Annotated in this window: 20 protein-coding genes and 1 pseudogene; 10 read left to right on the plus strand and 11 right to left on the minus strand. The window is 37.0% G+C overall.

The window, feature by feature from the left end; translation table 11 throughout:
- Window positions 1-687: 687 nt before the first annotated feature.
- Complete coding sequence (locus Q5Y73_RS14415) at window positions 688-2,040, plus strand: alanine/glycine:cation symporter family protein (RefSeq protein WP_305992612.1); 1,353 nt, start codon at window positions 688-690, stop codon at window positions 2,038-2,040.
- Window positions 2,041-2,235: 195 nt separating this feature from the next.
- Here Q5Y73_RS14415 and Q5Y73_RS14420 read toward each other — a convergent pair whose 3' ends face one another.
- The 9 genes and pseudogenes from Q5Y73_RS14420 to Q5Y73_RS14460 all read right to left on the minus strand — a co-directional run bounded on the left by Q5Y73_RS14420 (window position 2,236) and on the right by Q5Y73_RS14460 (window position 11,711).
- Window positions 2,236-2,856 (minus strand): hypothetical protein, encoded by a 621-nt coding sequence (locus Q5Y73_RS14420; protein ID WP_305992613.1) that lies wholly within the window; start codon window positions 2,854-2,856, stop codon window positions 2,236-2,238.
- Window positions 2,857-3,075: 219 nt separating this feature from the next.
- Window positions 3,076-4,419 carry a GH1 family beta-glucosidase gene (locus Q5Y73_RS14425; protein ID WP_305992614.1) on the minus strand — a complete coding sequence of 448 codons (1,344 nt, stop codon included), beginning with the start codon at window positions 4,417-4,419 and terminating at the stop codon, window positions 3,076-3,078.
- A gap of 316 nt (window positions 4,420-4,735) precedes the next feature.
- Window positions 4,736-8,389: a glycosyl hydrolase gene (locus tag Q5Y73_RS14430; protein WP_305992615.1), complete on the minus strand. Its 3,654-nt coding sequence runs from the start codon at window positions 8,387-8,389 to the stop codon at window positions 4,736-4,738.
- A gap of 707 nt (window positions 8,390-9,096) precedes the next feature.
- On the minus strand, window positions 9,097-9,615 hold the full coding sequence (locus Q5Y73_RS14435; RefSeq protein WP_305992616.1) for a DinB family protein: 519 nt from the start codon (window positions 9,613-9,615) through the stop codon (window positions 9,097-9,099).
- A gap of 37 nt (window positions 9,616-9,652) precedes the next feature.
- Window positions 9,653-10,066, minus strand: coding sequence for a GNAT family N-acetyltransferase (locus Q5Y73_RS14440; protein WP_305992732.1), 414 nt, complete (start codon window positions 10,064-10,066; stop codon window positions 9,653-9,655).
- Window positions 10,067-10,072: 6 nt separating this feature from the next.
- Window positions 10,073-10,515: pseudogene (locus tag Q5Y73_RS14445) on the minus strand (GrpB family protein); the annotation flags it as partial.
- 54 nt (window positions 10,516-10,569) lie between these two features.
- Complete coding sequence (locus Q5Y73_RS14450; protein ID WP_305992617.1) at window positions 10,570-10,740, minus strand: hypothetical protein; 171 nt, start codon at window positions 10,738-10,740, stop codon at window positions 10,570-10,572.
- A gap of 49 nt (window positions 10,741-10,789) precedes the next feature.
- Entirely contained in the window at window positions 10,790-11,329 is a 540-nt protein-coding gene (locus tag Q5Y73_RS14455; RefSeq protein WP_305992618.1) for a GNAT family N-acetyltransferase, read from the minus strand.
- Between the two features lie 82 nt (window positions 11,330-11,411).
- Window positions 11,412-11,711, minus strand: coding sequence for a hypothetical protein (locus Q5Y73_RS14460; RefSeq protein ID WP_305992619.1), 300 nt, complete (start codon window positions 11,709-11,711; stop codon window positions 11,412-11,414).
- 118 nt (window positions 11,712-11,829) lie between these two features.
- Between Q5Y73_RS14460 and Q5Y73_RS14465 the strand changes: the two genes are divergently transcribed.
- Together Q5Y73_RS14465 and Q5Y73_RS14470 are read left to right on the plus strand one after the other, a co-directional pair.
- A complete protein-coding gene (locus Q5Y73_RS14465; RefSeq protein ID WP_305992620.1) occupies window positions 11,830-13,125 on the plus strand; it encodes a NarK family nitrate/nitrite MFS transporter in 1,296 nt (431 codons plus the stop codon).
- 18 nt (window positions 13,126-13,143) lie between these two features.
- Complete coding sequence (locus Q5Y73_RS14470; RefSeq protein ID WP_305992621.1) at window positions 13,144-14,334, plus strand: nitrate/nitrite transporter; 1,191 nt, start codon at window positions 13,144-13,146, stop codon at window positions 14,332-14,334.
- A gap of 18 nt (window positions 14,335-14,352) precedes the next feature.
- On the opposite strand, the gene Q5Y73_RS14475 is transcribed toward Q5Y73_RS14470, so the two are convergent.
- The gene (locus tag Q5Y73_RS14475; protein ID WP_305992622.1) at window positions 14,353-14,868 is read right to left on the minus strand and encodes an undecaprenyl-diphosphatase; all 516 of its coding nucleotides are present in this window, start codon (window positions 14,866-14,868) and stop codon (window positions 14,353-14,355) included.
- 189 nt (window positions 14,869-15,057) lie between these two features.
- Between Q5Y73_RS14475 and Q5Y73_RS14480 the strand changes: the two genes are divergently transcribed.
- The 7 genes from Q5Y73_RS14480 (at window position 15,058) to Q5Y73_RS14510 (ending at window position 23,330) form a co-directional block, all read left to right on the plus strand.
- A complete protein-coding gene (locus Q5Y73_RS14480) occupies window positions 15,058-18,741 on the plus strand; it encodes a nitrate reductase subunit alpha (protein ID WP_305992623.1) in 3,684 nt (1,227 codons plus the stop codon).
- Window positions 18,731-20,260, plus strand: coding sequence for a nitrate reductase subunit beta (narH, locus tag Q5Y73_RS14485; RefSeq protein WP_305992624.1), 1,530 nt, complete (start codon window positions 18,731-18,733; stop codon window positions 20,258-20,260). Before Q5Y73_RS14480 ends, narH begins: the two co-directional genes overlap by 11 nt.
- Complete coding sequence (gene narJ, locus Q5Y73_RS14490; protein WP_305992625.1) at window positions 20,250-20,780, plus strand: nitrate reductase molybdenum cofactor assembly chaperone; 531 nt, start codon at window positions 20,250-20,252, stop codon at window positions 20,778-20,780. The genes narH and narJ overlap by 11 nt, the downstream gene beginning before the upstream one ends.
- 17 nt (window positions 20,781-20,797) lie before the next feature.
- The gene (gene narI / locus Q5Y73_RS14495; protein ID WP_305992626.1) at window positions 20,798-21,508 is read left to right on the plus strand and encodes a respiratory nitrate reductase subunit gamma; all 711 of its coding nucleotides are present in this window, start codon (window positions 20,798-20,800) and stop codon (window positions 21,506-21,508) included.
- 39 nt (window positions 21,509-21,547) lie between these two features.
- Window positions 21,548-21,967 (plus strand): hemerythrin domain-containing protein, encoded by a 420-nt coding sequence (locus Q5Y73_RS14500; RefSeq protein WP_305992627.1) that lies wholly within the window; start codon window positions 21,548-21,550, stop codon window positions 21,965-21,967.
- Window positions 21,968-22,111: 144 nt separating this feature from the next.
- Window positions 22,112-22,819: a Crp/Fnr family transcriptional regulator gene (locus Q5Y73_RS14505; RefSeq protein ID WP_305992628.1), complete on the plus strand. Its 708-nt coding sequence runs from the start codon at window positions 22,112-22,114 to the stop codon at window positions 22,817-22,819.
- Window positions 22,820-22,874: 55 nt separating this feature from the next.
- Window positions 22,875-23,330, plus strand: a complete 456-nt coding sequence (locus tag Q5Y73_RS14510; protein ID WP_305992629.1) for a flavodoxin — start codon at window positions 22,875-22,877, stop codon at window positions 23,328-23,330.
- A gap of 155 nt (window positions 23,331-23,485) precedes the next feature.
- Here Q5Y73_RS14510 and Q5Y73_RS14515 read toward each other — a convergent pair whose 3' ends face one another.
- Window positions 23,486-24,577, minus strand: a complete 1,092-nt coding sequence (locus Q5Y73_RS14515; RefSeq protein WP_305992630.1) for a bifunctional 3-deoxy-7-phosphoheptulonate synthase/chorismate mutase — start codon at window positions 24,575-24,577, stop codon at window positions 23,486-23,488.
- Window positions 24,578-24,631: the final 54 nt, after the last annotated feature.

Genomic DNA, 24,631 nt, shown 5'->3' on the forward strand with positions numbered 1-24,631 from the left:
TTATTCTCCTCCTAATGGATGTTCAATCCGATATTATAAAATATGACTTCTTCTACTTCAGCTTAAGATTTTAATTAAATGATCCCCCTTGTTTCCATTTCTACTATTTTTGTAAGAAGATAGAGACTACGCATAATGAATTGTAAAAATATAGTTTTCTTAGTCCTGTCTATAAGATTAGCTTCGAAAATGACAAGTAGAATGGACTACATACTCAAACTGTTCTGTTCATGCACTTTAATTTGCATTTTTTTGGAGTTCAGACAAATTATAATAGAAGCCCCTCTCAACAAACTCTCACAATTCTTGGTTTAAAACTTGAAGGAATCTATTTCATCTAATTTAAGAAGCTTGTTAACTGAAGAATCTTTACTTAACAAGATTGAATTAAGAATTGAACGAGCGGAGTGTTTGTTACTTTACAAAGGAATGAATGTAACAGAGGTTAATTCACGATTGTATCTTTTCATTGTTGAAACTACGCTTCTTTTTCTTTTAGTCATTAACCCTATAAACCTCCAAATTTTAATAATAGTAGACTGTAATTTATCAAGGCAAAATCCCCTCACAAATATATAGAATAAGAGCATCACTTTTACATGTCATATTTTTCACCCTTCTAAACTTGTTTATTGTGTAATAACTATGAAATAAGCATGTTCTACAATTTTTTGAAGGAGGTTCAATATGCAGGATATAATAAACGAAATATCAAGTTTTGTTTGGGGACCACCACTTCTTGTATTACTTGTTGGAACTGGGATTTATTTAACCATTCGATTAACTTTTTTACAATTTCGTCTTTTGCCTTATTCCTTAAAACTTGCATTTACTAAAAAGCAGGACAAGAAATCTGAAGGAGATATTTCTCACTTTCAGTCATTGATGACAGCACTTGCAGCTACAGTAGGGACGGGGAACATTGCAGGGGTTGCAACGGCGGTTTTCCTTGGAGGACCTGGAGCTGTATTTTGGATGTGGATTACCGCATTGTTTGGGATGGCAACCAAATATGCAGAGGCCATCCTAGCCGTTAAATATCGTGTTAAAGATGCGAATGGGGAAATGTCAGGCGGTCCAATGTACTATCTTGAAAAAGGCTTGAAGCAAAAATGGCTCGCTATTCTTTTTGCGTTATTTGGTGCTATCGCAGCGTTTGGAATAGGAAATTTAGTCCAATCTAACTCAGTTGCTGAAGCGATGGAGTCTACTTTTTCAGTTCCAACTTATGCTACAGGGATTATCTTAGCTCTCTTAACTGCTATTGTGATCATTGGTGGAATCAAAATCATAGGAAAAGTCACATCATTTTTTGTTCCTATTATGGCATTATTTTATGTTACAGCAGGTTTAATCATATTGATATTGAATGCTGAATTGGTACCGAATGCTATTGCACTTATCTTTACAGATGCCTTTACAGGTCAAGCTGTTGCTGGAGGTGCTATCGGTGCAGTTATTCGTTGGGGTGTTGCTAGAGGGGTATTTTCCAATGAAGCTGGTTTAGGATCTGCTCCAATTGCTGCGGCAGCTGCTAAAACAGATTACCCTGGACGTCAAGCGCTAGTTTCTATGACACAAGTATTTATTGATACGATTATTATTTGTTCCATTACTGGAATCACATTAGTCATGGGAGGTTTGTATCAAGGAGAAGTCAAGGGAGCTGCTTTAACATCTAAAACATTTGAAATGTTCTTGCCTTCCGCAGGTTCCTATATTGTTACGATCGGTTTAGTTTTCTTTGCCTTTTCAACGATTATAGGATGGTCTTACTACGGCGAGAAATGTTTCACCTACTTGTTTAAAAATCCTGCAGTCAAATACTTATATCGTGCATTGTTTGCTGTATCTGTGTTTTTTGGTTCTTTATGGTCATTAAATACCGTTTGGGGCATCGCAGATATTATGAATGGATTAATGGCGATACCGAACTTAATTGGACTGCTCGGATTATCTGGTGTAGTGGTTTATGAAACGAAAAAATTCTTGAAAGTGTTAAAAGAGGAGAAAGAGAAGAAATTGAGCAATCAAACATAACCACCTTGTTTTTATCATTTTATTAAATATATATTCAAATAAAACCGATCAATAGCTCCTCAGAAGCTTACATGATCGGTTTTATTTTTCATGTAGAATGTGATAAAGTCGGGCACTTCTCTAGAAAAAATAATCCATTCATTTTTTCTAGTTGCTCAACAAAATTCCAATGGTCATATTCTGTGCCCTGCAACCTCATTCTTCCTGCTTTTCAACTTTAAGCTTTAATATCAACACAAGCTCATACTCCTTAATCATTCCATCTATTCCTTCTGGTGTGTAGTCATAACCACCTAGAGAATGATTATCGTGTCCATATACACCTAGTATTTTAGTTTCTCCAGATTTTAAACTAATTGTTTCATCAGGAATTGCATAACTCCATCCACGAATGCCTGAAGAATATAAACCGTTAAGTTCAACTTCCAACGGTACTTGAGATACTTCGGGAGAATACAAAAAGAACAAGGGATTAGGATTGGTGGAGTGAATAATTCCAAACCCCATTGAACCTTCACTCTTTTTATTTGGACTGTAACCATATGATAACTGCGTTAAAGGAGAAGAACTTATTTTCTTTCCAGATTCATATCCCTCAACCCAAAGATTTACCCGGCTTTTGTCCGCATATGGAAGTTTGAGATGAAAGTCAAACAATTCACCAATTCCTAACTCTTCTAAAGATTTCTGATGTACAGAATCTTTGTTTACTTGTATAGAAGCTATATTGTTTTTATCGATCGTTGTCTCCTTACTACACCCTATAAGAATTATTATCATCATTAGAATTAGTACGATATAGATTCTTCGATTCAAAATAGCACCTCCACGCCTAACTTAATTACAATTATTTCAAATTGTATTGATTTCCACAACAATTAATTCAAATGTAATAGCACTAACGCTCCATTCGGTACACGGCGGTTCATATCATATTCAGTAAATATGCATGTACAAAAATTTTTATAATGGAATTTTGGCGCACATGAAAAAACTCATGAATCATATCCTGATTCATGAGTTTTTAAACGTTTTTTATACTTCATGGTAGTTATTTTTAATCAACTTCTGATACCAGTAATAACTCTCTTTAGGTGTTCTCTCTTGCGTACGATAATTCACATGGACTAATCCAAAACGCATGCTGTAACCATATGCCCACTCGAAATTATCCATCATAGACCAGCACATATACCCTTTTACATTCACACCAGATTCGATACAACGGTGAAGTTGCGTGATATGTTTTTTCAAGAATGAAGTTCTACCCTCATCATTTACAATACCATCTTTAGGCTCATCGTTGTAACATGCCCCATTTTCAGTAATGTAAATAGGAACTTGTCCGTATCGATCTGTTATGAATTTTAAAACGTAATACAACCCTTCAGGATAAATGTCCCAACCAATATCTGTTTTATCTCGACCGACATTAATCCCCTCATTGTCTAATATATCAGAGTTCTCCTTATATTTTACAACCCCGCCAGTGTAATAATTAATACCTAGGAAATCAATGGGCTGATGAATAGCTTCCATATCTCCCGGCTGAACATTCATTTTCACACCTTTTTTCTCAAACCAATCCACCATAAATTGAGGGTAACTTCCTTTAAACACAGGATCCATAAACCATTCAACATACCATGCTCTACCTCTATCGGCTGTATCAATATCTTCTTGTTTGTTGCTGTATGGTTCATTCCAAGTCACGTTAGGAGCATATCCAATTTGTCCTTCTGCTCCAAGTTCTCTATACTTGCTTACTGTTTTCCCATGTGCAACCAATAAATGATGAGCGACATCCACTGCAATTTGTATATCTCTTTTGCCTGGTGCATGATTGCCATAATAGTTGGACAAGAAAGCACTACACCACATCTCATTAAAAGTCATCCAGTTTTTAATTTTACCTGCAAATTCTTTAAACATCGTCTCTGCAAAATTAACAAATGCATCAATTGTATCACGATTTTCCCATCCACCTTGATCTTGTAAAGCTTGAGGAAGATCCCAATGATATAAAGTACAATACGGCTCAATACCATTTTCCAATAATTTGTCCACAAAGTTGTGATAGTACTCTAGTCCTTTTGGATTAACCTCTCCCGTTCCATTCGGGAAAATTCTTGGCCATGAAACAGAAAAGCGATACACTTTAATTCCTAATTGTTTCATTAATTCAATATCTTCTTCATATCGATGATAGCTATCACAAGCCACATCTCCATTATCTCCTTCAAATACTTTACCAGGTATACGAGCGAAAGTATCCCAGATTGACATTCCTCTACCGTCTTTATTGTAAGCCCCTTCGATTTGGTAAGCTGCTGTAGCAGTTCCCCATTTAAAATCTTTAGGAAATTGTAATATTGTCATCATTTCACCTCATAAAAAATTTCTTATTGATAAGCCATGAAATTAACAAGTTCATTTTGATATAGTTTAAGCTGAATTGCAAATTTGAACCTAATTATAATCAATATAAAGTAATAATGATATTACCATATTAGGCTTTCGTTTATGCTATTTTGGGATTTAGAGAAGCAAACCACAATGAATAATAAACTTTTCATGAGCTAAAATCCAATTATTTCTTAATCAAAAAAGCTAAAAAACTGCGAGAATATAAAGCTTTCCCGCAGTTTTTTTGGATTGTACTTTAAAGGTAAAGATTATTTCCTTTTATAAATAATTAGTTGAAAGAATACTCATATTTTGGTGTATCGTAAGCTAGTTCTCCTTTATTATACGTATAGAAGAAGCTGATCTTACTTCCAGTCTGAAGTCCTGAAATTGTGTATTCCCAAGTCCCATTATTATTTACTGTTCTTACATTTTGCTGTGCGCCATTGTCAATTGTGTAGTGTAGATCTACAAAACCAGAATCAGACGTTGGTACAAACTTTAGTACAGCTTGATCTTCATTTAGCTTTTCAATAGAAATGTTATAATCTGGCGCAGTAATCACTTCATTATTAGGAACATTAGGTTCAGAAGGTACTGTTGGTTCTTCACCACCAGATGGAACTTCAACACTAGATCCTACTGTGTAATCGTACCAAGGTGTACTATATGCAGGTGTTCCTTTTGTATACGTATATGAATAACTAATCACACTACCTTCGCTAACACCTTTTATCGTATATTCCCATACTCCATTATTGTTTTCTGCCCTTACGTTTTGTTGTACACCATTATCCACTTTGTAATGTAAGTCTACAAAATTTGATGCTACAACTGGAGTGAAGGACAATGTTACATCAGATCCATTTCTTTCAATATTGATCGTATAATCTTCTTCTACAATATCACCAGAATTTACAGGAGGTTGTTTTGTAGTTACAGTCACCACATTACTAGCTTGTGATTCATTTCCTGATTCGTCGTAAGCAACAACAGAGTAATTATACGTTGTACCTGCCGTCAAACCACTATCCTGAACATTTGTTTCCGATCCAGTATATACTACAACTCCGTTTCGGAATACTTTATACCCTGCTAAAGCTTCATTATCAGTAGAGGCTGTCCAAGATAAATCAGTCGTTGTTTCTGTAACATTAGATGAACTTAGCACTGGTACAGTCGGTGCTTCTGTATCTGGCTCCGGTTCTGGTGTTGGTTCTGGAGCTGGTGTTTCTCCACCGCCTGAAGCAGATCCAACCGTATAACTGTACCATGGTGAATCATAAGCAGGTGTTCCTTTTGTATACGTGTATGAAAATTGAACTTCACTGCCTTCATTCAAACCAGTAATGGTATAAGTCCAAACACCATTTTCATTCGTTGCTCTTACATTTTGCTGTGCGCCATTGTCTACAGTATAGTGTAGATCAACAAAACTAGAAGCTTCAGAAGGATTCATTGTCAATGTAACATCTGCTCCATTTTCGGCGATCTCAATTGTATAGTTTTCTTCTGTAATCACATTTCCGGGTTTTGTCGGCTCGCTAGGTTCTGTTGGATCAACTGGATCTGTTGGTTCTGTTGGATCAGTTGGTTCTGTTGGATCAGTTGGTTCCGTTGGCTCAGATGGATCTGTAGGTTCTGTCGGATCTACAGGATCAGTTGGATCGATTGGTGCTGCTTCACCGTTTCCAATATTGAATTGGTAAGGTTCAACCGTAATCACTGTACCATCAGAGAATGTAACATCTCTTGTTTGACCTGTCATGTTATAAGCTACATAAGTTAATTGATTATCTTTTTTGAATACTGCATATAAAGGATAATCAGCTGTGATAGATACATCCTGCGTACCCACTGCGTTCAAATTATGAATCCAGTGATACGTGTTCGCTTTTGAATTTCCACCTTCAGGTGTATAAACATCAGCTCGTGCATTATATTGATTAATTGCATCTTGAGGATTTTCGATTGCACGGTACATCCAAATTAAATCTTCCCAAACATCCCAATTGGTTCCGCTATTTTCAGCTACTAGAGCATCATAGTTTTCTTTTGTGTATTCAGGATATTGAGTTAAATATAAAGATGCACCCGTGATTGGAAGCCAGTTGATACCATGAACTTCTTCTGGATTACCTGTCCACCAAACGGCATCACCAACAGTTTTTCCTCCCCAGACCATACTAGCTGTTGATTTCGTAAATCCTTCATCATAATTCTCTCCAGTTACATCAAACCAATATTCATTGATAGCATTCATTTCCGTTGTATATAAATAAATTCCTAAGTCTCGAAGTTCTTTGTCTCCTGTTGCTTCACCCCAAAGAATAATTCCTGCCCAAGCATTCATTGCTTCAGAGGAAGACTCATTGTTATTTCCATCGAAGAATTTAGCGTGACCAGATGCCCATGAATGTCCCGCATACATATCAAAATTTCTAAGGAATGGGAAGGTATCATCATTACGATCCATATTCGCGATATCTTTAATTAAAAGTTCAACCATGGAACCCCAATTGCCATCACTTGCCCAATTTTGATCTACACGAGCAATCTCAGCTGCTGCTTTGATGAAATATCCATAATGGAAATGATGGTCATTCATTTCTTCTACACTACCAAAACTATCTGGATAACCTAGTAGAGTTCCCCAGTTTTGATTCAAATAAAATACTCTCTCACTGTCTAAATTACCACTGTTATCTGCAGTAAACCAATCCTCTAAGCTAACTTTTATTTCATTACGGAATTGATCTGCTGCCTCCATATCTCCAACCTGTTCAGCGATAGGAGCTAATGTGGCTAATTTCCCGATATCTTTTCCGTACCAATACGTATCTTTATTCTCAGAATAAACTTCAGTTTGCGCTTCATCAATATAACCAGCTAATGTGTTTTTATCATAAGTGCCTAAATCAGGAAGTGAATGTAATACCCCATTAAAAGCCATATTCGTTGTGAATGAACTTCCCTCAGCTACCTTCATGGTTCCACGTACAGAATCATACGTATAAGATAATAGAGGAGTGTTTGAATTTTTCCATTGGTGAGGGTAAAGTGCGAATATCGTTCCTTGTTTAGACCCTTCTTTAGCTGTTGTTTCAAATGTATACGTCGTTTCTACATTGCTTGTTGCCTCGTCATAAGACCAATCTACTCTAGTATCAGTTACGAAAGAGTAAGCATATTCTTTAAACTTCTCCAATGTTTCTACAGAGTTGTCTGGTAATGCGGCTACTGTAAAATAATTCTTTCCGTTTAAGTTGTTAGTCAATGTTGTTGATCCGATGCCTGACCATGTTGATCCTGTTGGTCCAAACAATGCATAGTGACTCCCTTTTTCAGTTGTGATACCTAGTACATTGCTGTTTGCATCTCCATACCATACATTAGGTGCTGCAGAAGGAAAAGAAAGCTGTGGATTTCCACCCTCAAATTCAGCATATACATATGGTGATCCATGACCATATGTAACAGATAAAACAGAAGATCCATTTCTGGATTCGTTTGTCACAAACCAGTCATTAAAATCATCTACTCTAGTATCTTGAAACGTGCTTGTACCAGTATGTCCTAAAACAAAATCATCTATATCATTTATCCAACCTTTTACAAAGCCACCCTCTCCACTAACGTGAGGACTTGGGTTATAGATTCGTAGTCCATTCTCTTCATTGCTTACTGCCAAAGGATGTGGATATTGGGGTTGTGCATATTGCTCCCATGCTGTTGAGCTCCACCAATCATTTGTAGGCATTGCCCCTGAAATATTAGAAGTTTTATAGATTTGAGACTGAACATCGGATACGCCATCTGGTTTTACAGTGGAGTAACTACCCGCTCCTAAGTTAACCTCTCCTGTGAATGCATCCGTTTGTGCAGCTGGAAAGATGGAAATCAATAATGTCATTGCTAAAAAAATAGAAAGTAATTTCTTCATAGATTAATATTTCCTTTCTTGGTGTCATGTTATTTTTGTTGTGGAAAAATATTAATAATATTCAAGAATACACTTTGGGAGATTCCAAAGTTTTTGATGCTGTTTAAAATTGAATTCGATTTCAAAATCAATTTTTTTTATGTAAATATCGCCCCCTGATTCCATTCCCATTTTTATGGTAACAAACATTACTTGTTGATCCAATGAAAAGTCATGGAATTGCAGTGTAAATCTGGATGGGATTGTAAAAAAGTAACTGTACATGCTCCAGAATTAGGGGGTTAGACTGATAGAAATTATGAAATATAAAAATTGAAGGGCACAGTGTAGGATTGCATGACAGTGATCAATCACATGAAATTGCTCATGTATGGGTAACTAACTCCCTTCCCTTGACTTGCGTTGAAAATAAAGGAATTTCGTTCCCTTATTTCACTTCAATCATCAAAAACTCAAAAAATAGAGGAACTTTTGTTTAGCCTTATTTCAATCATATCCTATGACTTATAAGAGAAATTCCTGAATAAGACCCTCTGATCTGATCAAATCAAACTAAAGACTCAAAATAAGGCCCTTGATTTCCTCTATTTAACAAATCAGGACGATTTGATGCATCGACTTCGAAAAGCAACTTCTGATACAACTCTTTCGAACCTTCTCACTTGTTTTCCTTTAAAGTTAAACATCCTGCTGTAAACTCGCTCATATTATATCTCTCTTTCTATCTTCATCCGAAGATTCCTTTCATTTAATCCATTTTGGCAAAATTGATACGATTGCCCAGTGATGTGCTGCGTACGATCAACGATTTGACCCAAATGATAACTCACGTGCTCTATTAAATGGTACATCTTATGTATATCGATCTCTCCACTATTTACCGTCGAACTTTGAAAGTAAAGTTCTTGACTATGAAACCAGCTTTCAAAAGTTTGTTTAACTACCTCTATTAATTCATCAGAAGTGAGTTGTTCATCAGGGAAGAAATTCTCTATTCCTTTTTCCTCTTGAGGGTTGGTTTTTCTAAAAGAAGTTCTGTTATCAGTCCCATCAGTGTTTCTTTTTATATGCTCACAAATATGAAGCACCAAGCCACCGATAGAATTTAAATAAGCTTTGTCTTTTTTCCATACCTGCTCTTCGTTCAGCACCTCAAGACACCTGATCATTTTTGGTAAATAATGCTCTGTCATTCTAAGTTGAGATATTTTCATGAATAGTTTCATTGTTTTATCCTTAATGAAAATCCCCCCACTCTCTACTTCACTCTACTTCAAATTCACAACGATATCTCTCAACTCCAGGATATTTTTCTCCTAAACTATATATTGTAAAACCACTACTGCGATAAAAATCTACTGCATCGTCATCTGTCTCAGCTATAACTTGGTCTGATTTAGTTAGGTTCATCATTGCATTAATCATCAAACTGCCTATTCCTTTATATCTTTGCTCTGGAGATACAGCAATATGTTTAAGCTCCATTTGGTTCTCGTGCATTCTATAACCAATGATGCCAATGACCTTTCCTTCCGCTTCAAAGCCATACAACTCAAGTTCATTCTGCTCCTTATAATCCTCTACTGTTTGCTCTACACGATCGGAACTTGATCCAGCACAAAAAGCAAGCAGTTCAATAATTGTTGGTTGTTCTATTCTATTTTTAATATTGATCATTTGTCTCCTTTCAAAAAACTGAAATGCCTTCTCATCAATCTCTTTAATTAAATCTTCTTTTCCATTAGAATAGCTTCCTGGATCATTTGCATATTTACTTGCTAACTCTACTTTTAAATCTGCATATTCTTTCGCCATTTCAGGGTGAGCTATTAAATAATCACGAAAATATAAGTGCCTTCTAATCTGTTGATCTCCTTCTTGAAATACATGCACATGATATGTGCGATCATCTCCACCCTTCGGAAAATATCTCCTGCCTGGTATGCCAAACTCTCCTCTGGGATCATATCAATAATAGGTTTGGCTTTCAAACCAGGTACGGAGGTACTGCCTATATGATGTATTTCTAATAATTGATCTCCAAAAATTTCTTTTAGTTTATGAGCCTCTTCTTCGAACTTATTAACCCATTCCATTTGATATGGTACTACTTGAATTTCTCTCATAAATAAACCTCCCCCATTTTTTAAGAGCGTGTCATTTAATTATTACATTTGTGCTTATTCTTCCTTTTGTTCAGATTCTTTCATTGATTTTAAAATCCCTTTGATTTGTTTTATTTCAGCTGCCATATTTGAAGTATCCACTGCTGTTCTTACGACACGTTCTAAAATCACAATACAGATTACAATCAAAATTAAGATAATAATTAACACTAGGAACCCATTCAAGAAGTTCACCTACTTTTTATCACGTTCTAAATGCTGTTAAACTCGGGCTTTACTGACCCCAATCTTCTTTGAGTAAACCATACACAACATGATGAATATAACGGTCGTTTACCCACTCTGCTTGACGAACGATCCCTTCCTTTTCAAAACCAAGTCGTTCTGGAATAGCTCTGCTTTTCAAATTATTCACACCAGCACGAATCTCTATACGATTTAATTGTAAATCATGAAATGAATAGTTAATCATTGCTTCGCAGGCTTTAGTCATGATCCCTTTTCCTTGAAGAGATCCATCCAACCAATATCCAACAGATGTTTTTTTATTAAGCCAATCTAGTCTATGTAAAGCTATAACCCCTACTATACGATCATGATAAAAAATACCACAATCAATCCCATCGTTATTTACGAATTTCTGCAGGGCAGCTTCTATGAAACCTTTAGTATTCTCTATTTTATTTCCTTTTACCCATGGCAACCATTCCGCTAAGTGCTCTTCATTCCGACTAACTAAATCATACAATTGTTCAGCATGCCTTAATTCTAACAGTCGAATATCTAAATTTTCTTCAATAATATGTTTAAACATGATCTTCACTCTCCAGTTTGTATCTAATTACAATTTTCTTCTAATCGTATTATTTCTTTTGATCATCATACTATTTCCCTAATTATTCTGCATCTCTTAGTTTCAAACCACATGATCTACATTCCTTTTCTTTAAGAAATACCTGGCAGCCACATGCAGGACAGTTTTCTCCATTTAATAATACTTTTTCTGCACAACCTGGACACTTTTCATAAATTTCATTTGTTAGTACTTTATCATGACTTTGATCTTGATCCTGATCGTTCAAACTTTCTTCTTGAATCAACCCACTCTCCTCTAACTTTCGATTCAACTTTTTGATCTCCTCAGTTAACTCTGAATTGTTGATTGCAGATTGAACAACCAAATATATTTCATCCATTTACTTCCTAGTACTCATAAAAACAAAGATGAATAAGATACGAAAGCGATTGGGACAGTAAATAGAAATGATCGTAATACTTACAGTCTATATACCTCCAAGAAAGGAGATAGCTCAAATGGCAAGAATCGGTTTGGATTGGAATCCCGAAGATGAACAGTTTTGGGAATCTGAGGGTAAGAGACATGCACGACGTAATTTATGGATTTCTGTCCCTGCCTTACTTTTAGCATTTGTAGTATGGCAAATTTGGTCTGTTGTAGCGGTTCGATTAAATGATGTTGGTTTTAATTTTACAAAAAGCGAACTCTTTACTCTAGCTGCACTGCCAGGTTTAACTGGAGCTACATTGCGTATATTTTATACTTTTTTAGTTGGAATTTTTGGAGGGCGAAACTGGACTGTCATTTCGACCGCATCTCTAATCATCCCAGCTATAGGAATAGGGATGGCAGTTCAAAATCCTAATACTTCATTTACAACTATGGCCATATTAGCTGCGCTTTGTGGTTTTGGTGGTGGTAATTTCTCATCATCTATGTCAAACATCAGCTTCTTTTATCCAAAAAAATCAAAGGGTGCAGCATTAGGTATCAACGCAGGAATCGGAAATCTTGGTGTAAGTGTTGTACAATTTGCTTCTCCTATTGTGATTACAATAAGTATTTTTGGCTCTCTAGGCGGTACAAATCAAACCTTATCTGATGGTTCACCGATATGGATACAAAATGCTGCGTTTGTATGGGTCATTCCCATTATTTTAGTGACTATAGCTGCATTATTCGGCATGGATAACATTCCATCTGCCAAACAATCTATTTCAGATCAGTTTATCATTTTCAAAAGAAAACATACTTGGATTATGACATGGTTATATACGATGTGTTTCGGATCATTTATTGGGTACTCTGCAGCATTCCCCTTATTAATCAACTCAGAATTTGCAGACTTGAATGTATCCCATCTAGCATTTATAGGTCCATTGTTGGGTGCGGGGGTTCGCCCTGTCGGTGGCTGGATTTCAGACAAACTTGGCGGAGCACGTGTAACATTTTGGGACATTATCATCATGATCATCGCAACCATTGGTGTCGTTTATTTCTTAACACTACAACACTTTACTGGTTTTCTGATTATGTTCTTAATTCTCTTTACAACAACTGGAATTGCTAATGGATCAACCTTTCGTATGATCCCATTTATCTTTCCTGAAAAGGAGGCTGCTACAGTACTTGGTTTTACGGCAGCCATCGCAGCGTATGGGGCCTTTTTTATTCCGAAAATTTTCGGATGGTCTATCGATAGCACCGGCACTGCAAATACTGCTTTATACTTTTTAATCGCCTATTATGCCGTCAGCTTGATCATCACATGGTACTACTATGCAAGAAAAAATGCGGAGGTAAAATGTTAGGAGATGAAATTAAAATAAATGAACAGACTTAAAGCGTTTTTTAAAACTGGAAACACCCCAACCCTTTTTGCTTCTTTTTTATATTTTGACATCAGCTTTATGATTTGGGTCATCTTAGGACCAACAGGTACTTTTATTGTTGAGGATTTAGGATTAACCGCCTTTCAAAAGGGTATGATGGTTGGAATTCCCGTTTTGGGTGGCGCATTGCTTCGCATACCTATGGGATTATTAGCAGATCATTTTGGTGGAAAACGCATGGGGATGATCGGTATGATCTTAACGATGATCCCCCTTTTTTGGGGATGGTTACTGGCAGACAGCTTACCCCAAATCTATGCTCTTGGTTTTTTATTGGGGATAGGTGGTGCAAGTTTTGCTGTAGCTCTACCATTAGCAAGCAGATGGTATCCCAAGGAACATCAAGGTTTAGCCATGGGGATTGCTGGTGCTGGGAATAGCGGCACCGTTTTAGCCACGTTATTTGGCCCGCGTATAGCTGAAGCTTATGGCTGGCAAAGTGTATTTGGTTTTGCACTTATCCCTTTAGTAATTGCTTTTATTGTGTTTGTTATTTTTGCAAAAGAAAATACGTCCGCTGTAAGACCAACAAAAGCATCGGAATATATGCAAGTTATACAACATAAACACACTTGGTTGTTCAGTTTTTTTTATAGTTTATCTTTTGGGGGATTTGTCGGTTTAACAAGTTATCTCACGATCTTTTTTTATGATCAATATGGAGTGAGTAAAGTTACTGCAGGAGATTTTGTGACAATTTGTGTGTTTGCCGGCAGCTTTGTTCGCCCGATTGGTGGATTTTTAGCAGATAAGTACGGTGGATTAAGGCTGTTAATATTTTTATTTGGAGGTGCCATGATCACCTTGTTCATTGTCGGATTGTTACTACCTGTCTATATCTCTTTATCCATGTTGTTCTTTACATTAATTTTCTTAGGGACCGCCAACGGTGCACTATTCCAGGTCATTCCCGTTCAATTCCCAAAAGAAGTTGGTCTTCTAACTGGGTTTGTCGGCGCAGCCGGTGGAGTTGGAGGGTTTTTCCTACCGAACATATTAGGTATTTTTAAAGAATGGACTGGATCCTATGCTTATGGTTTTTGGTGGGTAGCAGCAACCATTTTCATTGCTATTTTATTCATGATATATATGCAAAGGGATTTAAAAAACAGAGAATCCCATTCTTAATCAATTAGTTGTGATAACTTAAAGAAAAGAACCTGTTCCAAACCTTTTAAACCTAGAAAATATATGAATGATCATGCTGGTTAAACTTCCAATTACAGCGCTCCCTATAATATCAAAAGTGTAATGATGTCCTAACCAAATGCGTGATATTCCAGTTAAAACGGATAATCCCAATAAGATGAATCCTACAAAACGTTTGCATAGAATAAATGAAGTGGATATGGCAAATACAAGCAACGTATGTTTACTGGGAAATGAAGAATCCCTCTTAGATGGGATAAGGATATCAATATCACGCTCCATAAACGGACGAGGCTTAAAATAGAACTTTTTGATTATAGCATGAATTAACAAAGTAACTGCGGCAGACTTCAGAGCATTTAAAACTGTGTTTTTACCGGAAGCCTTTCCAAACCACAAGAGACCTAATGCAAAGATAAAAACATAGCGGATTTTATTAGAGATGAAGATCATGAGCATATCCATTAGAACATTACGATTCGTATTTTTATTTCTGCATAAGTTGTATTTCATAAACAAAATTCCTTTCTTTTATAGGTATTAGTACTATTCCCGCCTTAGAAAAAAACATGTCAAAACACACGGAAAACTTCTTGTGTTTTTTGTTTGCATAATTATCCTCAAACAGGAAATAACAGTAAAGAAAACTCGTCGATTAATGAGCAATAGGCGAAAACTTTTAACATCCCGAAAGGAGCAACCATGAGCAAAAAAATATCCCCGCTTATGAAAAAACTAAGTTTTTTTGGTCGCTCTCAAAAACTTAACGAATATAGTGAGCTATCACCCTATGATAGAGAATCTGAAAAGGTGTATCGAAGACGTTGGCAGCACGATAAGGTTGTTCGTTCCACTCATGGTGTGAATTGCACAGGGTCGTGCAGTTGGAAAATCCATGTGAAAGATGGAATTATTACGTGGGAAACACAGCAAACCGATTATCCTACAACAGGTCCAGATATGCCAGAATATGAACCAAGAGGATGTCCAAGAGGAGCTAGTTTCTCATGGTATACATATAGTCCTTTAAGAGTGCGATACCCTTATATGCGTGGTGCATTATTAAAACTGTGGCAAACTGCATTAGAAAATGAACCGAATCCCGTAGAGGCATGGAAAAGCATTTCTGAGAATCCTGATAAAGCTAAAAAATATAAAACAGCTCGAGGAAAAGGTGGTTTTGTAAGAGTTTCATGGGATGTTGTCAATACAATGATCTCTGCTCAGTTAATCCATACGATTGAAAAATATGGCCCGGATCGTATTCTTGGTTTTTCCCCTATTCCAGCTATGTCCATGGTTAGTTATGCTGCAGGAAGCCGCTTCTTATCCTTATTAGGATCACCACTATTAAGCTTTTACGATTGGTACGCTGACCTCCCCCCTGCTTCACCACAAGTTTGGGGAGAGCAAACCGATGTACCTGAAAGTTCAGATTGGTATAACGCAGGTTATTTACTCGTATGGGGTTCAAATCTTCCTCAAACTAGAACACCTGATTCACATTTCATGGTTGAAGCACGTTATCGAGGAGCAAAGGTCGTTGCTGTAAGTCCAGATTATGCCGAGTTCGTGAAGTTTGCGGATAACTGGTTGGCTGTGAATCCTGGTATGGACGGAGCACTCGCTATGGCCATGACACATGTTATTCTGAAAGAATTTTATGTGGAGAATGAAACGGAGTACTTTAATCAATATGTGAAGAAATACACTGACTTACCTAATTTAATCACTTTAAAAAAACAAGATGGACAGTTTATTGCTGATCGATTTCTAAGAGCTAGTGATCTAGGTATGCCTATGAACAAAGCGGAGTGGAAAACGGTAGTTTTTGATGAAAAAACGAATCAGTTAGCTGTACCCAATGGAAGCATAGGACACCGATGGGAGGATAAAGGAACTTGGAACCTGCATTTAAATGATGAGGAACAAAAAATAAATGAAATTGAACCCTGCCTAACATTACTAGGCAAAGAAGATGAAATTGTTAACCTATCTATCCCCTATTTTGATGAAGAAAACAAATCGATTTTAAATCGTTCCGTCCCTGTGAAAAAGATCAAACAAAATAAAGAAACCATTTATGTAACCACTGTGTTTGACTTGCTGCTGGCCAATACTGGAGTAGACCGAAATCTCCAAGGAGATTACCCCAAAGATTATGATGATCCTAAACCGTTCACTCCTGCTTGGCAAGAAGCGATCACAGGCGTGGATCGTAAAGTAGTAGCTCAAATTGCCAGAGAATTTGCCCAGAATGCAATCGATACAAAGGGTCGCTCCATGATTGTCATGGGATCAGGAATCAATCATTGGTATCACTCGGACACCATTTACCGTACCATATTAAACCTAGTTCTCTTAACAGGATCACAAGGTGTAAATGGCGGTGGCTGGGCTCATTATGTAGGACAGGAAAAAGTACGTCCTTTAGAAGGCTGGCAATCCGTAGCTTTTGCAAGAGATTGGGGAGGTCCACCCCGCCTGCAAAATGGAACTTCTTTTTTCTATTTTGCAACAGAACAATGGAGGTACGAAGAAGCACCAGTAAGTGAATTAACATCACCTCTAATCAAAAAACCGCGTTATGAACATAATGCTGATTATAATATATTAGCTGCGAGATTAGGATGGCTCCCCTCCTATCCACAGTTTGACAGAAATAGCTTGAATTTAGTTGAAGAAGCAGGCTCCAAGTCTAACGAACAAGTCATTCAATATGTCGTGGATCAATTAAAAGAAGGAAAGTTAAAATTCGCCATTGAAAATCCTGAAAATCCAGCTAACTTCCCAAAAACACTATTTGTATGGAGAGCCAACTTACTAGGTAGCTCAGCAAAAGGTCACGAATACTTTTTAAAACATTTATTAGGAACACATCATGCCAATCTAAGTGAGGAAAATTCAGATCTACGCACAAGTGAAGTGCACTGGGACGAAAAATCTCCACAAGGTAAATTAGATTTATTGGTTAACATTGATTTTAGAATGACAGGCACTGGCTTGTATTCAGACATCGTTTTACCTGCGGCAACCTGGTATGAAAAATATGACATTAGCAGTACAGATATGCATCCATTCGTCCATCCTTTTAACCCTGCAATCTCAGCACCTTGGGAGACTCGGTCCGATTGGGATACTTTTAAAAAGCTAGCGAAGACATTCTCAGAATTAGCAGCCAAATACTTCAATGAACCCAAAAAAGATATTGTTGCTACACCTTTATTACACGATTCACCTGATGAAATCTCACAGCCGTTGGGTCATATTCCGGATTGGAAAAAAGAAAATGTAGAGCCTGTTCCTGGTGTGAATTTACCTAGACTGCATGTGGTAGAAAGAGATTATACGAAAGTTTATGAAAAAATGATTGCGCTAGGCTCCAAGATCAAAGATGTCATTGGAGCAAAAGGTATTAGTTGGAACCCCAATGAAGAGTACGAAAAACTGAAAGGTATTAATGGCACCGTAGATAAGGATCAATATAACGAAGACTATCCTAGTTTATTTACAGATAAAAATGTAGCAGAAACGATTCTAACTTTATCCAGCACAACAAACGGTTCATTAGCTGTCAAAGCATGGGAAGCCTTAGAAAAGAAAACAAACTTAAAACTAAAGGATCTTGCCCATGAAAGAGCCGAGGAACATATGTCTTTTAGCGAAATTACGGCTCAGCCAAGAAAGGTGATTACCTCTCCTGTGTTTAGCGGGACTGAAACAGGGAATAGACGTTACTCTCCTTTTACAACAAATGTGGAACGAATGATTCCTTGGCGTACGTTAACCGGAAGGCAGCATTTTTATCTAGATCACGAAATGATGTTTGAATTTGGCGAGGAACTGCCAATATTTAAACCTCCTTTACGAAAAGCTGCATTTTATGATACAGACCATCGTCCAAATGTAAGCGGCCAAGAGATCACCTTGCGTTATTTGACCCCACATTTCAAATGGTCTTATCACAGTACGTATGGAGACACACTACCCATGCTTACTTTATTTCGAGGCGGTCCTCATGTATGGATGAATAACGAAGATGCCGAACAAGTAGGGATTAAAGATAACGAGTGGTTAGAGATGTACAATCGTAACGGAGTTGTTGTTGCACGTTCCGTTGTGAGTCATCGATTGCCTAGAGGAGTCGCATTTATGTACCATGTACAGGATCGTGTCATCAATGTACCTGGTTCACCAACAACAAAATTGCGTGGAGGAACCTTTAACAGTCCTACAAAAATCCATGTCAAACCTACGCAGATGATCGGTGGATATGCCCAATTAAGTTATGGGTTCAACTACTATGGTCCTACAGGAAATCAACGGGATGAAAAGGTGATTATACGCAAACTGAAGGAAAATGAGGTGGACTGGCTTGAAAATTAAAGCACAATTTGGCATGGTCATGAATTTAGACAAATGCATCGGGTGTCATACTTGCAGTGTGACCTGTAATAATACTTGGACCAATCGGCCAGGTGCTGAATACATGTGGTGGAACAATGTTGAGACCAAACCTGGTATTGGCTATCCAAAGGAATGGGAGAATCAAGAAACCCATAAAGGCGGCTGGGTACTAAAAAACGGGAAATTAGAGTTAAAAGCCGGTGGGCGTGCCAACAAGTTATTAAACATTTTTCACAACCCAAATATGACGCCTATTGATGAATACTATGAACCGTGGACTTACGATTACGAGAAATTAATCAATAGTCCTGCCGGGGAGCATCAGCCTGTCGCCAGACCTAAATCTCAATTAACGGGCGAATACATGGATATTAAATGGGGACCCAATTGGGAAGATGATCTTGCAGGTGTTCACGAAACAGGTTTGAGAGATCCTAACATTACGAAAATGGAAGAGCAGGTTCGGATGGAGTTTGAACAAACCTTTATGATGTACCTGCCTCGCATTTGTGAGCACTGTATCAATCCACCATGCGTATCCTCTTGTCCTTCTGGTTCCATTTACAAACGAGACGAGGATGGGATTGTGTTAGTAGATCAAGATTCATGCCGAAGCTGGCGTTTTTGTATGACAGGTTGCCCATATAAAAAAGTATATTTCAATTGGAAAACAAACAAAGCAGAGAAATGCACCTTTTGCTTTCCTAGAATTGAAGCTGGTTTATCCACAATCTGCTCAGAAACTTGTGTGGGACGAATACGATATATCGGCTTAGTGCTTTACGATGCTGACCGTGTGGAAGCTGCCGCTTCCGTTCCAGATGATAAAGATATTTATGAAGCGCAACTAGGCATTTTCCTTGATCCAAATGATCCTGAAATCATCAAACAAGCTAAAAAGGACGGGATAAGTGAGGATTGGATTGAAGCAGCACAGCGTTCACCGATTTATAAGTTGGCAGTGGAACAAAAAATCGCACTGCCGTTACACCCAGAATATCGTACATTACCTATGGTTTGGTATGTTCCACCATTAAGCCCGATTATGGGTGCCTTCGAAGGTCAAATGGACGTACTTGATCCAAATGTGATTTTTCCAACGATTGATCAATTAAGAATTCCGATCGAGTATCTTGCCAATCTATTAACAGCAGGGGACAAAGAAGTCATCAAAAATGCATTAAAGAAAATGGTTGCTATGCGGAGTTATATGCGGAATGTAAACATAGGCAAGAAAAATGATCCTAGCTTTTTAAAAAGAGTAGGACTCACTGAGAAAACGGTTAAGGAAATGTATGAGTTATCTGCCATTGCCAAATATTCAGATCGTTATGTCATCCCCCCCTCTCATCGTGAGCAAGCAGGAGACATGTTTGAAGGACAAGGTACTGCAGGTTACGATTTTCAAGAAGGATGTTCCAATTGCAGCTGTGGCAGTGAAAAGGATGAGCAATATCAATTTGGTGAAAAGTATTGGAGTGAAATGGATGGAAGATAGTCAAAAGATTTTTAAATTAGTTTCAATCCTTTTACAATATCCTGAAAAGGAATGGAAAAATAATAAAGAACTGCATGAGGAAATCTCCAACCTACAGGATGCGGGGATTAAAAAACGATTCTTAACATTTTTAACTTATTTAGATAACCAAAGCATGAATGAACTTTGGAAAAACTATGTCAACATCTTTGATTTTAATGAAAAAACAACCCTTTATTTAACCTATATTATTTTTGGAGATAATCGTGAACGGGGTCCTGCCTTTGTCAAACTGAAACAGGAATTTGCAGAAGCAGGTTTCATGTTAGAACATGACGAACTTCCTGATTATCTGCCACTAATATTAGAGTTTGCTTCTATAGCGCCTAGAGAAAATGCAAGCAAGTTATTTAAAATACATCGAAAAGCGATTGACCTTCTTCATGTTGAGTTAGAAAAAATGACAAGTCCATATGTAAACCTGCTGGAGATTTGTAGAGCAACTATCGATAGCTACATGAAAGAAAGTAAAGCATCTTAGGAGGTGAATAATTACAGATGAGTTTATTGGATCAATTTTTATGGTTGATTTTCCCCTACTTAATGTTAACCATCTTTGTAGTGGGACACATTTACCGTTACAATACCGATCAGTTTGGATGGTCAGCAAAATCCAGTGAATTTTTAGAAAAAAGACAATTAAAGTGGGGTAGTTTATTATTTCATTGGGGGATTATATTTGTCTTTTTTGGTCATGTAGCTGGAGTACTTGTACCTAAAGCTTTTTTCGACTCCATTGGCATCACTGAAGAAATGTATCATTTTGGTGCAGTTTGGTTTGGAGGAGCAGCAGGCGTCATGGTGGTTGTAGGTGGCTTCCTGTTGACACTTCGCCGTGTTACTGTAAAACGCATTTACAAAAACAGCAGTAAAAGTGATTTTATTGCACTGATTATGTTGGGTGTTGTTGTATTACTTGGTTTTACCAACACTGTAGGTTATACTGCATCAGGCGGTACATTCGACTACAGAGAAAACATTGGACCTTGGTTCAGAGGCATCCTTACCTTCCGACCTTTGCCAGAGCTTATGATTACGGCCCCTTTAGGATTTAAGCTTCATATTTTATCTGGTCTTGTTCTGTTTGCAATGTGGCCATTTACTAGATTAGTTCACGTTTGGAGCATCCCGCTTACTTATATGAAAAGAAGATACGTAGTATTTAGAAAAATGAACCCGAGAAAAGCACTTAAAGGGACACAAAAATAAAAAGAATCTAAATATCGATAAAACGAATAAGGTGATCATATGTCAGGACCTTCATTAAAAAAATTAAATTCTCATCGCTCTATCCATGATGGAGTCATTACTGAAGGAAGAGATTTAATGGAAAGATTTTTAGAGTTATATAACAACAATCAAATTAAAAAAGCACGTATGGTTACAGATGAATTAACAGAACATTGGGAAACCAGAGCAATAGCACATGCTGATGCTGAGGAGGAAGGGTTTTATCAAGAGAAATTAGATCAAAAACCTGAGCTATTAGAGAAAATAAATATGCTGAAACGTGATCATGAATTATTGCGTATTTTACTTCGTGAAATTAAGCAGCTGCTCCCCAAGGAAGAGACACATCCAGATGTAATCGATCGTTTTAAAGCCATGCAGCTGCTCATGCAAATACATAATAGCGAGGAAGAGAAATATCTGCTATCTGACAGCTGAAAAAAGGTTCATAATCAGTTTGATCACTAAGCTCTCATAATGGGAGCTTTTTTTGTTAAATTTGATCTGCATCAAAGTTTTTATCCTAATCTTATTGTATGATGTAATTGTAAGACACCCTATGATCCCAAGGAGAGTTTGCTTATGAAGTGTCATCATCATGGTAACCATAACGGAGAATTTGAGCTTTGTGTTTCTAAAGTTCCTATCTTCAACCATTTAAATCAAGAAGAAATGAAAGAAATTGCTTCCCTAATCCAAAGCAAGACTTTTAAAAAAGGTGAAGTCATCTTTTCAGCAAACTCTTCTATAAATGAACTATTTATTATCCATACTGGCAGAGTGAAAATATATCGCCTATCCGAATCAGGACGTGAACAAATTTTAAGAGTACTTGAGGCGAAAGAATTTATGGGTGAGCTTACTCTTTTTAATGAATCGTTAACACAAAATTATGCTGAAGCAACAGAAAAAACAGAAATATGTGTTATCCAAAAACTTGATTTACAAAAGTTGATTGAAAAGAAACCTTCGATCGCCCTTAGAATACTTGAGGAGTTCTCAAGAAGATTAACAAATGCGGATCAACTCATTCAACAATTAGGCAGTGCTGATGTGGAAACACGTTTAGCATCTGTAATAATTGATTTAAGCAATAAACAAATTTCCCGCACTGTGACTCTCCCCATGAGTAAAAGGGACCTAGCTTCTTTAATTGGAACAACTCAGGAAACGATAAGCAGAAAATTATCTACTTTTCAAGAACATGGGTGGATCAAGCAAACTGGCCAAAGAGTTATTACTATTTTAAACATGGAACAATTAATATCTTTTACTGAAGGCAAGAAATAATGCAAGCTCTATAAGTTCAGTGTTCAGCATTAACCAGGGAAAGGGGAAAATGATTATGACTAAAATCATCATGATCTATGCAAGTATGTCAGGTAATACTGAGGAAATGGCAGAAAAAATCGAAGAAGTGATAAAAGAACAAGATATTTCTTTAGAAGTAAAAATGGTAGATGACGCGAACACCTCAGATTTACTTGATTATGACGGTATTATTTTAGGCAGCTACACATGGGGTGATGGAGAGCTTCCAGATGAATTTTTAGATTTCTATGATGAAATGGATGAACTAAATTTAGATCATAAAATAGGAGCTGTATTTGGTTCTTGTGATTCCTCCTATCCTGAGTACGGTGCAGCAGTTGACATTTTAACAAATAAATTAAAAGAACTAGGGACCTCCATCGCTGTAAAAGGTTTGAAGGTGGATGGTATGCCAGATGAGCAATCTTTTGAAGAATGTACTGATTTTGCTAATCAATTTTTACAGCAGTTATTAAACTTTCAGAAGTAACAAGGGATTTCTGTCCACAAAACCTATAATTTAGGTTGGGATTACATTTTATTTTCTTATTCAGCTATTATATAAATAACGCCAACAGAAAAAAACACCCTCATCACTTGACCCTATAGGTGTAAAGTATTGAGGGTGTTTCATTCATTTCATGATTAAACATTTACAGTTGATTTATATAGTCCAGACGCTTTTAGTTCCTTAAAGAAATCTTCGAACTGTGGGATATCCAATTGCTGCTGCGAATCAGATAAAGCTGTTGGAGGATCGGGATGCACTTCTACCATGACTCCATCAGCACCCGCAGCCAAGGCAGCTTTCGCACATGGTAGCAAAATGTCTTTTCGACCAGCTGAATGAGTAACGTCCACTAATACAGGTAAGTGACTTTCTTGTTTGATAATCGGTACTGCTGAAATATCTAATGTATTACGAGTCCATTTTTCATAAGTTCGTATTCCACGTTCAATTAACATCACTTGTGTATTTCCTCGAGAAACAATATATTCAGCAGCATGCAGGAATTCCTCCATCGTAGCTGACAGCCCTCTTTTCAGTAAAACAGGAAGGTTTGACTCCCCCGCTTCTTTTAACAATTCAAAATTGTGCATATTACGAGCACCAATCTGAATGATATCAATATAATCAGCAGCTATTTCAATATGACGAGGATCTACGATTTCACTAATTGTAGTTAGACCAAATTCTGATCCAACTTTTTTCATGATTTCCAACCCTTCAACACCTAAGCCTTGGAAATCATAAGGTGATGTTCTAGGTTTAAATGCTCCACCTCTTAAAACAGGAACACCTGACGCTTTCAATGCAGCACCTACTTCTCTTACTTGCTCGTAGCTTTCCACTGAACATGGACCCGCAATCAATACGGATTCACTTCCACCGATTATAGTTCCGTCTTGGAGTTCAATTACAGTATCTTCCGCTTTTTTCTTGCGACTAACCAACAAGTGTTTTTTATGTTCTGCAGATTGAAGATCCAAAGAAGCTTTAAATATTTGTTTGAATAAATGACGTACCGTTCCATCATCAAAAGGACCTTCATTTAACGATACAAGCTGCTCCAGCATTTTATTTTCACGAACTGGATCAAATTTAGGCACTCCTTGCTTTTCTTTAATGTCACCAATTTCCTTTGCAATATCTGCACGTTTAGATATTAGCTTTAAAAGTTCTTTATTCATTTGATCCATTTCTTGTCTCAAATGATCAAGTTGTATATTTGACATTGAAATCACTCCTATAGTTTATTTTTATAATCTTCTCTGAGAGAGTATAATTCA

Source organism: Chengkuizengella axinellae (genome assembly GCF_030730905.1).
GTDB lineage: Bacteria > Bacillota > Bacilli > Paenibacillales > KCTC-33759 > Chengkuizengella > Chengkuizengella axinellae.